This window comes from Pseudomonas sp. B22129, from assembly GCF_044218875.1.
Taxonomy (GTDB): Bacteria; Pseudomonadota; Gammaproteobacteria; order Pseudomonadales; family Pseudomonadaceae; genus Aquipseudomonas.
On record NZ_CP162592.1, the window covers coordinates 3,304,652 to 3,317,296 of the forward strand.

12 protein-coding genes are annotated in these 12,645 nt (G+C 62.1%); all 12 read left to right on the plus strand.

The window, feature by feature from the left end; all coding sequences use genetic code 11:
• Positions 1 to 3 precede the first annotated feature (3 nt).
• The 12 genes from fliT (at position 4) to AB4P94_RS15255 (ending at position 12,641) form a co-directional block, all read left to right on the plus strand.
• Complete coding sequence (gene fliT / locus AB4P94_RS15200) at positions 4 to 300, plus strand: flagellar protein FliT (RefSeq protein ID WP_395611211.1); 297 nt, start codon at positions 4 to 6, stop codon at positions 298 to 300.
• A 170-nt stretch (positions 301 to 470) separates the two neighbouring features.
• A complete protein-coding gene (locus AB4P94_RS15205) occupies positions 471 to 1,946 on the plus strand; it encodes a sigma-54 dependent transcriptional regulator (protein ID WP_395611212.1) in 1,476 nt (491 codons plus the stop codon).
• Between the two features lie 110 nt (positions 1,947 to 2,056).
• On the plus strand, positions 2,057 to 3,268 hold the full coding sequence (locus tag AB4P94_RS15210) for a sensor histidine kinase (protein ID WP_395611336.1): 1,212 nt from the start codon (positions 2,057 to 2,059) through the stop codon (positions 3,266 to 3,268).
• Between the two features lie 7 nt (positions 3,269 to 3,275).
• Positions 3,276 to 4,655, plus strand: coding sequence for a sigma-54-dependent transcriptional regulator (locus AB4P94_RS15215; RefSeq protein WP_395611213.1), 1,380 nt, complete (start codon positions 3,276 to 3,278; stop codon positions 4,653 to 4,655).
• A 131-nt stretch (positions 4,656 to 4,786) separates the two neighbouring features.
• Positions 4,787 to 5,116 (plus strand): flagellar hook-basal body complex protein FliE, encoded by a 330-nt coding sequence (gene fliE, locus AB4P94_RS15220; protein WP_017735206.1) that lies wholly within the window; start codon positions 4,787 to 4,789, stop codon positions 5,114 to 5,116.
• A gap of 16 nt (positions 5,117 to 5,132) precedes the next feature.
• On the plus strand, positions 5,133 to 6,908 hold the full coding sequence (gene fliF, locus AB4P94_RS15225; protein ID WP_395611214.1) for a flagellar basal-body MS-ring/collar protein FliF: 1,776 nt from the start codon (positions 5,133 to 5,135) through the stop codon (positions 6,906 to 6,908).
• On the plus strand, positions 6,901 to 7,920 hold the full coding sequence (gene fliG, locus AB4P94_RS15230) for a flagellar motor switch protein FliG (RefSeq protein ID WP_016972027.1): 1,020 nt from the start codon (positions 6,901 to 6,903) through the stop codon (positions 7,918 to 7,920). Before fliF ends, fliG begins: the two co-directional genes overlap by 8 nt.
• 10 nt (positions 7,921 to 7,930) lie before the next feature.
• Complete coding sequence (fliH, locus tag AB4P94_RS15235) at positions 7,931 to 8,695, plus strand: flagellar assembly protein FliH (RefSeq protein ID WP_395611215.1); 765 nt, start codon at positions 7,931 to 7,933, stop codon at positions 8,693 to 8,695.
• Entirely contained in the window at positions 8,685 to 10,043 is a 1,359-nt protein-coding gene (gene fliI, locus AB4P94_RS15240; RefSeq protein ID WP_395611216.1) for a flagellar protein export ATPase FliI, read from the plus strand. The genes fliH and fliI overlap by 11 nt, the downstream gene beginning before the upstream one ends.
• 3 nt (positions 10,044 to 10,046) lie before the next feature.
• Positions 10,047 to 10,496, plus strand: a complete 450-nt coding sequence (fliJ, locus tag AB4P94_RS15245) for a flagellar export protein FliJ (RefSeq protein WP_395611217.1) — start codon at positions 10,047 to 10,049, stop codon at positions 10,494 to 10,496.
• 124 nt (positions 10,497 to 10,620) lie between these two features.
• A complete protein-coding gene (locus AB4P94_RS15250; RefSeq protein WP_395611218.1) occupies positions 10,621 to 10,926 on the plus strand; it encodes an STAS domain-containing protein in 306 nt (101 codons plus the stop codon).
• Complete coding sequence (locus tag AB4P94_RS15255; RefSeq protein WP_395611219.1) at positions 10,923 to 12,641, plus strand: SpoIIE family protein phosphatase; 1,719 nt, start codon at positions 10,923 to 10,925, stop codon at positions 12,639 to 12,641. The genes AB4P94_RS15250 and AB4P94_RS15255 overlap by 4 nt, the downstream gene beginning before the upstream one ends.
• Positions 12,642 to 12,645: the final 4 nt, after the last annotated feature.

A 12,645-nucleotide genomic window follows, 5' to 3' on the forward strand; every position in this document is an offset into this window, starting at 1 on the left:
GTCATGAGCCACGCCCTGCAACGGATTGACGAGACCCGCGAAGCCTTGGTCGACGCATTGGCTGCGCGTAACTGGGACGCCATCGGCGAACTGGACATGGGTTGCCGTGCGGTGATCGATGAGGCGCTGAACAATGCGCCGGTGGACGAGGACGCCCTGCGGGAGAAACTGGAGAGCTTGCTGGAGGTTTACCAGCAATTGCTTGAGGTGACGACCGGCGAACGCCAGGCGATTTTCGAAGAGATGTCGCAGATCAATCGCGCGCAAAGTGCGTCAAAGGTTTACCATCTGTTCAGCTGAACGGGCGCAGTTAATCCGAACTCGCGTCATAAATTTGACTGCGGGCGATTTTTTGACTTAACTAGTGCTGTTTTCAGATTTCAGACGGTTGTGACGCAGACAATGCCTACAGCCATCTAGATTGCCCACGAGTTCAGGGCATTTGAGTTAACTAGGGAAGTTGCTATTGCATGTGGCGTGAAACCAAAATTCTGCTGATTGATGACGATAGCGTCCGCCGCCGCGATTTAGCGGTGATTTTAAATTTTCTCGGTGAAGAAAATTTGCCCTGCGGTAGCCATGACTGGCAGCAGGCGGTCAGCTCATTGTCGTCGAGCCGTGAAGTCATCTGTGTGCTGATCGGGACGGTAAACGCTCCTGTCGCATTGCTTGGCCTGTTAAAGACACTCTCGAGCTGGGATGAGTTCCTTCCGGTGTTGCTGATGGGCGATATTTCTTCTGTCGACCTGCCAGAAGACCAGCGTCGCCGCGTGCTGTCCACCCTGGAAATGCCGCCCAGCTACAGCAAGTTGCTCGACTCCCTGCATCGTGCCCAGGTCTACCGCGAGATGTACGACCAGGCCCGTGAGCGCGGCCGTCACCGCGAACCCAACCTGTTCCGCAGCCTTGTCGGCACCAGCCGTGCGATCCAGCACGTGCGCCAGATGATGCAACAGGTGGCCGACACCGACGCCAGCGTGTTGATCCTCGGCGAGTCCGGCACCGGCAAGGAAGTGGTTGCGCGCAACCTGCACTACCATTCCAAGCGCCGCGACGGGCCATTCGTGCCGGTCAACTGCGGGGCGATTCCGGCCGAGCTGCTGGAAAGCGAACTGTTCGGCCATGAGAAGGGCGCCTTTACCGGTGCAATCACCAGCCGTGCCGGGCGTTTCGAGCTGGCCAACGGCGGCACGCTGTTCCTCGATGAAATCGGCGACATGCCGCTGCCGATGCAGGTCAAGCTGCTGCGCGTGTTGCAGGAGCGTACTTTTGAACGTGTGGGCAGCAACAAGACCCAAAGCGTCGATGTGCGCATCATCGCAGCCACCCACAAAAACCTCGAGAGCATGATCGAGGTCGGCAGCTTCCGCGAAGACCTGTACTACCGCCTCAACGTATTCCCGATCGAAATGGCCCCGCTGCGCGAGCGCGTGGAAGACATTCCGCTGCTGATGAACGAGCTGATTTCGCGCATGGAGCACGAAAAGCGCGGTTCGATCCGCTTCAATTCTGCCGCGATCATGTCCCTGTGCCGCCATGGCTGGCCGGGCAACGTCCGCGAGCTGGCCAACCTGGTGGAACGCATGGCGATCATGCACCCCTACGGCGTGATCGGCGTGGTCGAGTTGCCGAAGAAATTCCGCTACGTCGATGACGAAGACGAGCAAATGGTCGACAGCCTGCGCAGCGACATGGAAGAGCGCGTGGCCATCAACGGCCATACGCCGGACTTCGGTTCCACCGCGATGCTGCCGCCGGAAGGCCTGGACCTCAAGGACTACCTCGGTAACCTCGAGCAAGGCCTGATCCAGCAAGCCCTGGACGATGCCAACGGCATCGTCGCGCGTGCCGCCGAGCGCCTGCGCATCCGCCGAACCACATTGGTGGAGAAGATGCGCAAGTACGGCATGAGCCGCCGCGAAGGCGATGAACAGACAGATGATTGACGCCTGAAATACAAACCGCTGATTAATCAGCGGTTTTTTTTCGGCACGGGTATTGCTACAGCCCTCGCAACGTTCCGTTTAACTGACGGTCAGCCAAGCGAGAGAGCATGATGCCCCACGCCGCCCAACACGCTTCAGCCCCCGATCTCTCGGGGCTACTCCCGTCTGTAGAGCAGCAAAGCCGGCAGGGCCTGGAACAGGCCTTTTCGCTGTTCAACCAGATGTCTAGCCAATTGACTGACTCCTACAGCTTGCTGGAGGCGCGGGTTTCCGAGCTCAAGGGCGAGTTGGCCGTGGTCAGCGCCCAGCGCATGGAAGAGCTGGCCGAAAAAGAGCGCTTGGCTAACCGCCTGCAAAACCTGCTGTCGCTGCTGCCCGGTGGTGTGATCGTCATTGACGATCAGGGTCGTGTCCGCGAAGCCAACCCGGCTGCCGTCGACATGCTCGGCCTGCCGCTGGAGGGCGAGCTGTGGCGCGAAGTCATTACTCGCTGCTTCGCGCCGCGTGAAGACGACGGCCACGAAATCTCCCTGAAAGACGGGCGCCGGTTGTCCATCGCCACGCGTTCGCTCGATGCCGAACCCGGCCAGTTGGTGCTGCTCAATGACCTGACTGAAACCCGTCACCTGCAAGACCAGTTGGCGCGCCATGAACGCTTGTCGTCGCTGGGGCGGATGGTCGCTTCTTTGGCGCATCAGATCCGCACGCCGCTGTCGGCTGCGTTGATCTACGCCAGTCATTTGACTGATGAGCAATTGCCAGCCGCCACGCATCAACGGTTTGCTGGCCGTCTCAAAGAGCGCCTGCATGAGTTGGAACACCAGGTGCGCGACATGCTGGTGTTTGCCCGTGGCGAACTGCCGCTGACCGACCGCGTCACCCCGGCGGCGCTGATGCAGTCGCTGCAAGCGGCAGCCGCCACTCATATTCAGGAAGCCAGCGTGCGCTGGCAGTGCGACAGCCACCTCGGCGAATTGCTGTGCAACCGCGACACGCTGGTCGGCGCGTTGCTCAACCTGATCGAAAACGCCACCCAGGCCAGCGGCCCGGGCGCTCGCCTCAAAGTCCACCTGTACACCCGCGAACAAACCCTGCGCCTGTGCATCAGCGACCGTGGCGCCGGCATCGACCCCTTGGTGCTGCAGCGCCTGGGCGAACCCTTTTTCACCACCAAAACCAACGGGACCGGCCTGGGCCTGACCGTGGTCAAGGCAGTGGCGCGGGCCCATCAGGGAGAATTGCAGCTGCGTTCCCGGTTGGGGCGTGGCACCTGTGCATTGATGACCTTGCCGCTGTTCTCAGGCGCGGCGAGCGCGGAGTAAACGAGTGATGGCTATCAAGGTTCTATTGGTTGAAGACGATCGCGCCCTGCGTGAGGCATTGGCTGATACGCTGCTGTTGGCGGGCCATGATTACCGGGCGGTCGGTTCTGCCGAAGAAGCCTTGGAAGCCGTTGAGCAGGAGGCTTTCAGCCTGGTGGTCAGCGACGTGAACATGCCCGGCATGGACGGCCACCAGTTGCTCGGCCTGCTGCGCGCGCGCCAGCCACAATTGCCGGTCTTGCTGATGACCGCCCACGGCGCCGTGGAGCGTGCGGTAGACGCCATGCGCCAGGGCGCGGCGGATTACCTGGTCAAACCCTTCGAACCCAAAGCCTTGATCGAATTGGTGGCCCGGCACGCCCTCGGCGTGAGCCCGGCAGTCGACGGCGAAGGCCCGATTGCCTTCGAGCCGGCCAGTGCGCAATTGCTGGAGCTGGCCGCCCGCGTGGCACGCAGCGATTCCACGGTTTTGATCTCCGGCGAGTCCGGCACCGGTAAAGAAGTGCTGGCGCGCTACATTCACCAGCAATCCAGCCGCGCCAAACAACCGTTTATCGCAATCAACTGCGCGGCCATTCCTGACAACATGCTCGAAGCCACCCTGTTCGGCCACGAAAAGGGCTCGTTCACCGGCGCCATCGCGGCCCAGGCGGGCAAGTTTGAGCAGGCCGACGGCGGCACCCTTTTGCTCGACGAAATCTCCGAAATGCCGCTGGGCCTGCAAGCCAAGTTACTGCGCGTGCTGCAGGAGCGTGAAGTGGAGCGCGTTGGTGCACGCAAGCCGATCCAGCTGGATATCCGCGTGGTGGCGACCACCAACCGGGATCTGGCCGGCGAAGTGGCGGCGGGGCGCTTTCGTGAAGATCTGTTTTACCGCCTCTCGGTGTTTCCGCTGGCCTGGCGCCCGTTGCGCGAACGCCCGGCGGACATCATTCCGTTGGCCGAGCGCCTGCTGAACAACCACGTCAAAAAAATGAAGCACGCCCAGGCGCGGTTGTCGGCCGAGGCGCAGGCCTGCCTGATCGGCTACCCGTGGCCCGGCAACGTGCGTGAGTTGGACAACGCGATCCAGCGCGCGCTGATTTTGCAGCAGGGCGGGCTGATCCAGCCCCAGGATTTCTGCCTGGCCATGGGCAGCGGCACTGCGCCTTTGCCCAGGCTCGCACCGGCGCCAGTGATGGCGGCCGAAGCCGAGCCCGGCGGCGGCTTGGGTGACGACCTGCGTCGCCGCGAATTCCAGATGATCATCGACACCCTGCGCTCCGAGCGCGGCCGCCGCAAAGAGGCTGCCGAGCGCCTGGGCATCAGCCCGCGCACCTTGCGCTACAAGCTGGCGCAGATGCGCGATGCGGGCATGGACGTGGAAGCCTATCTGTTCGCCACCTGATAAAAATTTAAGCCGATAGGGTTTGTCGCCTTTTCTTACAAGCTGCCACGGAGCTGGCACCCTTGTTGCTACTACCCCCAGTAACCGCTGCGTAGTGTCAAAAAATTGCGGGTCGTCGGAGAGAGAAGGTCATGAGCCAGGGTATTGAGTTCAATCGGTTGATGTTGGATATGCGCTCCATGCAAATGGATGCCATGGCTCAACCGAAATCCGTCGCGCAGGCGCCGGAATTGGGCCAAAGCAGTTTTGCCGACATGCTCGGCCAGGCAATCAACAAAGTCAGTGATACCCAGCAAGCCTCCAGCCAGTTGGCGACCGCCTTCGAGATCGGCAAAAGTGGCGTGGACCTCACCGATGTGATGGTCGCCTCGCAAAAGGCCAGCGTTTCCTTCCAGGCCTTGACCCAAGTGCGTAACAAGCTGGTTCAGGCTTATCAAGACATCATGCAGATGCCGGTTTAAGGACGAGATTTAAGTCATGGCAGAAGCAGTCGTGGACAACGCACCCGCCAAGGCAGACGGCAAGCCGCCGCTGTTTGGCCTGTCGTTCCTGGAAAACCTTTCGGAAATGACCATGTTGCGTCAGGTGGGCCTGATGGTCGGCCTGGCCGCGAGCGTGGCGATTGGTTTTGCCGTGGTGTTATGGTCGCAACAACCGGATTACCGCCCGTTGTACGGCAGCCTGGCCGGCATGGATTCCAAACAGATCATGGAAACCCTCGCCGCCGCCGACATCGCCTACACCGTGGAGCCCAACTCCGGTGCCCTGCTGGTCAAGGCCGACGACGTGGCCCGCGCGCGCATGAAGCTGGCCGCCGCCGGCGTGACGCCGTCCGATGCCAACATCGGCTTTGAAATCCTCGACAAGGATCAGGGCCTGGGCACCAGCCAGTTCATGGAAGCCACGCGCTATCGCCGTGGCCTGGAAGGCGAACTGGCGCGCACCATTTCCAGCTTGAACAACGTCAAGGGCGCCCGCGTGCACCTGGCGATTCCGAAAAGCTCGGTGTTTGTGCGTGATGAGCGCAAGCCGAGTGCCTCGGTGCTGGTTGAACTGTTTGCCGGCCGCTCCCTGGAGCCAGGCCAAGTGTTGGCGATCATCAACCTGGTGGCCACCAGCGTTCCCGAATTGAGCAAGTCGCAAATTACCGTGGTCGACCAGAAGGGCAACCTGCTGTCCGATCAGGCCGAAAACTCCGCGCTGACCCAGGCCGGCAAGCAGTTTGACTACAGCCGCCGCATGGAAAGCATGCTGACCCAGCGCGTGCACAACATCCTGCAACCGGTATTGGGTAACGACCGCTACAAGGCTGAAGTGTCCGCCGATGTGGATTTCAGCGCCGTCGAGTCGACCTCCGAGCAGTTCAACCCCGACCAGCCCGCCCTGCGCAGCGAGCAGTCGACCAGCGAGCAACGCACCGCCAGCAATGGCCCGCAAGGTGTGCCGGGGGCCTTGAGCAACCAGCCGCCGGCACCCGCCTCGGCGCCGCAAACCACCGGTGGCGCCGCCGCGACGGCTGGCGCGATTCAGCCTGGCCAGCCGCTGTTGGACGCCAACGGCCAGCAGATCATGGACCCGGCCACCGGCCAGCCAATGCTCGCGCCGTACCCGGCGGACAAACGTAACCAGTCCACCAAAAACTTCGAGCTCGACCGTTCCATCAGCCACACCAAACAGCAGCAAGGCAAAATCAATCGCCTGTCGGTGTCTGTGGTGGTTGATGACCAGGTCAAGGTCAACCCGGCTGACGGCGCCGTCACCCGTGCGCCGTGGAGCGCCGACGAATTGGCGCGCTTCACTCGCCTGGTGCAGGACGCCGTTGGTTTTGACGCCAGCCGTGGCGACAGCGTCAGTGTGATCAACATGCCGTTCTCTGCCGAGCGCGGCGAAGTGATCGCTGACCCGGCGTTCTACACGCAGCCGTGGTTCTGGGACATCGTCAAACAAGTGCTGGGTGTGTTGTTCATCCTGGTGCTGGTGTTCGGCGTGCTGCGCCCGGTGCTCAACAACATCACCGGTGGTGGCAAGAAACAGCTGGCCCTGGCCGGTGGCGACGTCGAGTTGGGTGGCATGGGCGGCCTGGACGGCGAACTGGCCAACGACCGCGTCAGCCTCGGCGGCCCGCAAAGCATCCTGTTGCCAAGCCCGAGCGAAGGCTATGACGCTCAGCTGAACGCAATCAAGAGTCTGGTAGCAGAAGACCCGGGCCGTGTGGCTCAGGTCGTGAAAGAGTGGATCAACGCAGATGAGTGATAATCGAGCCGCCGTTGCCAAGCTCACCAAGGTCGACAAAGCCGCTGTATTGCTGCTGTCCCTGGGTGAAACCGACGCCGCCCAGGTGCTGCGCCACATGGGCCCCAAAGAGGTTCAGCGCGTGGGCGTGGCCATGGCGCAAATGCGCAATGTGCACCGCGAGCAAGTCGAGCAGGTGATGAGCGAGTTCGTCGAGATTGTCGGCGACCAGACCAGCCTGGGTGTCGGCTCCGACAGCTACATCCGCAAGATGCTCACCTCGGCATTGGGCGAAGACAAGGCCAACGGCCTGATCGACCGCATTCTGCTGGGCGGCAACACCAGCGGCCTCGACAGCCTGAAATGGATGGAGCCGCGTGCCGTCGCCGACGTAATCCGTTATGAGCACCCGCAGATCCAGGCCATCGTGGTGGCGTATCTGGACCCGGACCAGGCCGGTGAAGTGCTTGGCCATTTCGACCATAAAGTGCGCCTGGACATCATCCTGCGCGTGTCGTCGCTCAACACCGTGCAGCCGGCGGCCCTGAAAGAACTCAACACGATTCTGGAGAAGCAGTTCTCCGGCAATTCGAATGCCTCGCGCACCACCCTGGGTGGCATCAAGCGTGCGGCCGACATCATGAACTTCCTCGACAGCTCGGTCGAAGGCCAGTTGATGGACTCGATCCGCGAGATCGACGACACCCTGTCCACCCAGATCGAAGACCTCATGTTCGTGTTCAACAACCTCTCCGATGTCGACGACCGCGGCATCCAGGCGCTGTTGCGCGAAGTGTCCTCCGACGTACTGGTGCTGGCCCTCAAGGGCTCGGACGAGAACGTCAAAGAGAAGATCTTCAAGAATATGTCCAAGCGGGCTTCCGAGCTGTTGCGCGACGATCTCGAAGCCAAGGGCCCGGTGCGCGTCAGCGACGTGGAAACCGCGCAGAAAGAAATCCTCACCATTGCCCGCCGTATGGCCGAAGCCGGAGAAATCGTTCTCGGCGGGAAGGGCGGCGAAGAAATGATCTAAGGCGCGTCCCATGTCGAACAAAGATGAGACGCCCAGCGACCTGATTCGCGCGCGGGATGTCGGCGGGTTCGACATCTGGTCGCTGCCCAGCTTCGATCCCCATGTGCCGGAACCTGAGCCGGAACCGGTGATTGAAACACCGGTGGAAATGGAAGAAGTGCCGCTGGATGAAGTCCAGCCGCTGACCCTTGAAGAACTCGAAGCCATCCGCCAGGAGGCCTACAACGAAGGCTTCGCGGCGGGTGAAAAAGACGGTTTTCGCAGCACCACGCTGAAAGTTCGCCAGGAGGCCGAGGAAGCGCTGAGCGTCAAGCTGGCCAGCCTGGAACGCTTGATGGGCACGTTGTTCAACCCTATCGCCGAGCAGGATTCGCAGATCGAAAAAGCCATGGTTGGTTTGGTGGAACATATCGCCCGCCAAGTGATCCAGCGCGAACTGGTGCTCGATTCCAGCCATATCGAAAGCGTGATGCGCGAAGCCCTCAAGCTGCTGCCCTTGGGCGTCGGCAATGTGCGGTTGTACATCAACCCGCAGGATTTCGAGCAGGTCAAAGCCCTGCGCGAGCGCCATGAAGAAACCTGGCGCATTGTCGAAGACGCCAACCTGCAGCCCGGCGGTTGCCGCGTCGAAACCGAACACAGCCGCATCGATGCCACGGTGGAAACCCGCATCAGCCAGATCATGGCCAAGCTCTTCGATCAACTCCACGAACAGGCGCTGCACCCGGCCGAGCCTGACCTGAGCGTTGACCTGGACGCCCCCGATGCGCCTTGACCGCACCAGCTTCGCCAAGCGCCTGGGCGGTTACGCCGAGGCCACGCAGTTGCCCGGCCAGCCGATCCTCGAAGGGCGCCTGCTGCGCATGGTCGGCCTGACCCTCGAAGCTGAAGGCTTGCGCGCCGCCATGGGCAGCCGCTGCCTGGTGATCAACGACGACAGCTACCACCCGGTGCAGGTTGAAGCTGAAGTGATGGGCTTTTCCGGCAGCAAGATTTTCCTGATGCCCGTGGGCAGCCTGGCGGGCATCGCTCCCGGCGCACGCGTGGTGCCCTTGGCCGACACCGGCCGCCTGCCGATGGGCATGAGCATGCTCGGCCGCGTACTCGATGGCGCCGGTCGCGCGCTGGACGGCAAGGGCGGCATGAAGGCCGAAGACTGGGTGCCGATGGACGGCCCGACCATCAACCCGCTCAACCGCAACCCCATCAACGTGCCGCTGGACGTGGGCATTCGCAGCATCAACGGTTTATTGACGGTCGGCCGCGGCCAGCGTCTGGGGCTGTTCGCCGGTACCGGCGTGGGTAAGTCGGTATTGCTCGGCATGATGACGCGCTTCACCGAGGCCGACATTATCGTGGTCGGGCTGATCGGCGAGCGGGGCCGTGAGGTGAAGGAGTTCATCGAGCACAGCCTGGGTGAAGAAGGCCTCAAGCGCTCGGTCGTCGTGGCGTCGCCAGCCGATGATGCGCCGCTGATGCGCTTGCGTGCGGCCATGTACTGCACGCGCATCGCCGAATATTTTCGTGACAAGGGCAAGAACGTCCTGTTGCTGATGGACTCGCTCACGCGTTTCGCCCAGGCCCAGCGGGAAATCGCCCTGGCCATCGGCGAGCCGCCCGCGACCAAAGGCTACCCGCCGTCGGTGTTCGCCAAGCTGCCCAAGCTGGTGGAGCGCGCCGGTAATGCCGAGGCGGGTGGGGGCTCGATTACCGCGTTCTACACCGTGTTGTCCGAAGGCGATGACCAGCAGGACCCGATTGCCGACTCGGCGCGGGGCGTGCTCGACGGCCACATCGTGCTGTCGCGGCGTCTGGCTGAAGAGGGGCATTACCCGGCCATCGATATCGAAGCGTCGATCAGCCGAGTGATGCCCGCGGTTGTCACGCCGGAGCATATGGCCCGCGCCCAACACTTCAAACAATTGTGGTCGCGTTATCAGCAGAGCCGTGACCTGATCAGCGTGGGCGCTTACGTGGCTGGCGGTGACCGCGAAACTGACTTGGCGATTGCCCTGCAACCGCAATTGGTGACCTACCTGCGCCAAGGCCTCAACGACAAGATCAGCATGGGTGAAAGCGAAGCGCACCTGGGCTCGATCTTCGCCCCGGCGCCAGGCGGTTAAGCCATGGCCAGTACCCGCTCTTCTCGCCTGGCGCCCGTGGTGGACATGGCCGAAAAGGCCGAGAAAACCGCCGTGCAACGCCTGGGGTATTTTCAGGGGCAGGTCCGGCTCGCGGAAAGCAAGTTGGGCGACCTTGAACGCTTTCGCGGCGAATACCAGCAACAGTGGATCGAACGCGGCAGCAAGGGCGTCTCGGGCCAGTGGCTGATGGGTTATCAGGGCTTTCTCAACCAGTTGGAAACCGCCGTTGGCCAACAGCGCCAGAGCCTGGCCTGGCACCAGAACAACCTGGATAAAGCCCGCGAAAGCTGGCAAGCGGCGTTCGCCCGGGTCGAGGGTTTGCGCAAGCTGGTGCAGCGCTATGTCGACGAAGCGCGGGCGATTGAAGACAAGCGTGAGCAGAAGTTGCTCGACGAGCTTTCACAACGCCTTCCTCGTCAATCACAGTACTAAAATGTGAAAGCAGGCTTATGTGGGAGCAGGCAAGCCAGCTCCCACATTTGAATCTCCGTGTTGCTCAGATCCGGCACAGCTGCTAAACCTTGTCTCATATTGCCAAAGACAAGGAAGCAGTCGCATGTCAGTCGAGTCAGAAGTATCCCTGGACGGGAAGAAGTTGACGATCGCGGTCAAGGGCCGGTTCGATTTCGGTAGCCACCAGACCTTTCGTGATGCTTACGAGCGTTTTTACAAAGTGCCTGAGCAGTATGTGGTCGACCTCAAAGACACCACCTACATGGACAGCTCGGCCCTGGGCATGCTCCTGCTGCTGCGGGACCACGCCGGTGGCGACGACTCGGAAGTGCAGGTAGTCAACAGCAATTCCGATGTGCGCAAGATCCTCGCCATCTCCAACTTCGACAAACTGTTCGACATCAGTTGAGCGCCCTGGCCCCAGTCCTGGAAGCGCTGACGATTCTGATCGCCGAAGACAGCGCGGCGGATTTGCTGTTGCTGTCGACCATCATCCGGCGCCAGGGCCATCAGGTGCTGACCGCCACCAACGGCGCGCAGGCGGTCGAGGTGTTCGCCCGTGAGCGCCCGCAACTGGTGTTGATGGATGCGTTGATGCCGGTGATGGACGGCTTTGAGGCGGCGCGCCAGATCAAGCAGCTCGCCGGCGAAGCGCTGGTGCCGATCATCTTTCTCACCTCCCTGCGTGAAAGCGAAGCCCTGGCCCAGTGCCTGGATGCCGGTGGCGATGATTTCCTGCCCAAGCCCTACAACCCGCTGATCCTGGCCGCGAAGATCAACGCCATGGACCGTCTGCGTCGCCTGCAAGCCACGGTGTTGCAGCAGCGTGACCTGATCGCCAGACACCACGATTACCTGCTGCACGAGCAGCGCGCGGCCAAGGCCGTGTTCGACAAAGTCGCGCACTCGGGCTGCATCAACGCCGCGCCGAACATCCGCTATCTGCAATCGCCCTACGCGCTGTTCAACGGCGACTTGCTGCTGGCGGCGTACACGCCGTCGGGCGACATGCATGTGCTGCTCGGCGACTTCACCGGCCACGGCTTGCCGGCGGCCGTGGGCGCCATGCCGCTGGCCGAAGTGTTCTACGGCATGACTGCCAAGGGCTACGGCCTGGCGCAAACCCTGCGCGAGATGAACGTCAAGCTCAAGCGCATCCTGCCGGTGGACATGTTCTGTTGCGCCACGTTGTTGTGCCTGAGCGCCCAGCGGCGCGTGGTGGAGGTGTGGAACGGCGGCATGCCCGAAGGCTATGTGCATGAAGTGGCCACGGGCAAGCGCACGGCCTTGGTGTCACGGCATTTGCCGCTGGGCGTGCTGTCGGCACAAGCGTTTGATGACAGTACTGAAGTCTGGCCGATGGCGCTGGGCGATCGGGTGTTTCTGCTCTCCGACGGCGTGCTCGACACCGCCAACGCCAATGACCAGTTGTTCGGCGTCGAACGTTTGCAGCAGGTATTCGCCGCCAATCACGAGCCTGACCGGTTGTTCGAGGATATCGAACGGGCCCTGGCGGCGTTTCGGGGCGAGGCGCGGGACGACGTGAGCATGGTGGAAATCACCTTGCAGGCCGGCCAGTCGTTGCGTGCGGCCGAGCCGATGTACGCTGACAGCGGCCAGTCGTGCCCGCTGGACTGGTCGGTCAGTTTTGAGTTTCGCGCCCAGACCCTCAAACGCTACAACCCGTTGCCGTATCTGTTGCAGCTGTTGCTGGAGATCCACGGCCTGCGCGCCCAGAGTGGAGCGTTGTACAGCGTGATGGCTGAGCTGTATTCCAACGCGCTGGAGCATGGCGTACTGGGCCTGGATTCGCGGCTCAAGCGTGATGCCCGGGGGTTTGCCGAGTATTATCGCCAGCGCAACGAGCGGCTGGCGCGATTGGACAAGGGTTACGTGCGTGTGCATGTCGAGGTGGTGCCGACCGACGCCGGCGGCAAAATGACCTTGCGCATCGAAGACAGCGGGCCCGGGTTTGATGTGGAGCACGTGCTGGCACGCCCGCTGGATGTCGACCGTCTGTCTGGCCGGGGTTTGAGCCTGGTGCGTCAGTTGAGCAGCGATGTACGCTGGTCCGATGGCGGGCGCAGTGTGTGCGTGGAGTTTTGCTGGGGGGCTCTGGCATAATCCG

What these genes read in the sequence shown, in the direction of transcription:
- fliT (WP_395611211.1), top strand. Translation starts at nt 4, where the DNA reads ATGAGCCACGCCCTGCAACGGATTGACGAGACCCGCGAAGCCTTGGTC.
- fliJ (WP_395611217.1), top strand. Translation starts at nt 10,047, where the DNA reads ATGGCCAGTACCCGCTCTTCTCGCCTGGCGCCCGTGGTGGACATGGCC.
- fliE (WP_017735206.1), top strand. Translation starts at nt 4,787, where the DNA reads ATGAGCCAGGGTATTGAGTTCAATCGGTTGATGTTGGATATGCGCTCC.
- fliI (WP_395611216.1), top strand. Translation starts at nt 8,685, where the DNA reads ATGCGCCTTGACCGCACCAGCTTCGCCAAGCGCCTGGGCGGTTACGCC.
- AB4P94_RS15215 (WP_395611213.1), top strand. Translation starts at nt 3,276, where the DNA reads ATGGCTATCAAGGTTCTATTGGTTGAAGACGATCGCGCCCTGCGTGAG.
- AB4P94_RS15250 (WP_395611218.1), top strand. Translation starts at nt 10,621, where the DNA reads ATGTCAGTCGAGTCAGAAGTATCCCTGGACGGGAAGAAGTTGACGATC.
- AB4P94_RS15205 (WP_395611212.1), top strand. Translation starts at nt 471, where the DNA reads ATGTGGCGTGAAACCAAAATTCTGCTGATTGATGACGATAGCGTCCGC.
- fliF (WP_395611214.1), top strand. Translation starts at nt 5,133, where the DNA reads ATGGCAGAAGCAGTCGTGGACAACGCACCCGCCAAGGCAGACGGCAAG.
- fliH (WP_395611215.1), top strand. Translation starts at nt 7,931, where the DNA reads ATGTCGAACAAAGATGAGACGCCCAGCGACCTGATTCGCGCGCGGGAT.
- AB4P94_RS15210 (WP_395611336.1), top strand. Translation starts at nt 2,057, where the DNA reads ATGCCCCACGCCGCCCAACACGCTTCAGCCCCCGATCTCTCGGGGCTA.
- fliG (WP_016972027.1), top strand. Translation starts at nt 6,901, where the DNA reads ATGAGTGATAATCGAGCCGCCGTTGCCAAGCTCACCAAGGTCGACAAA.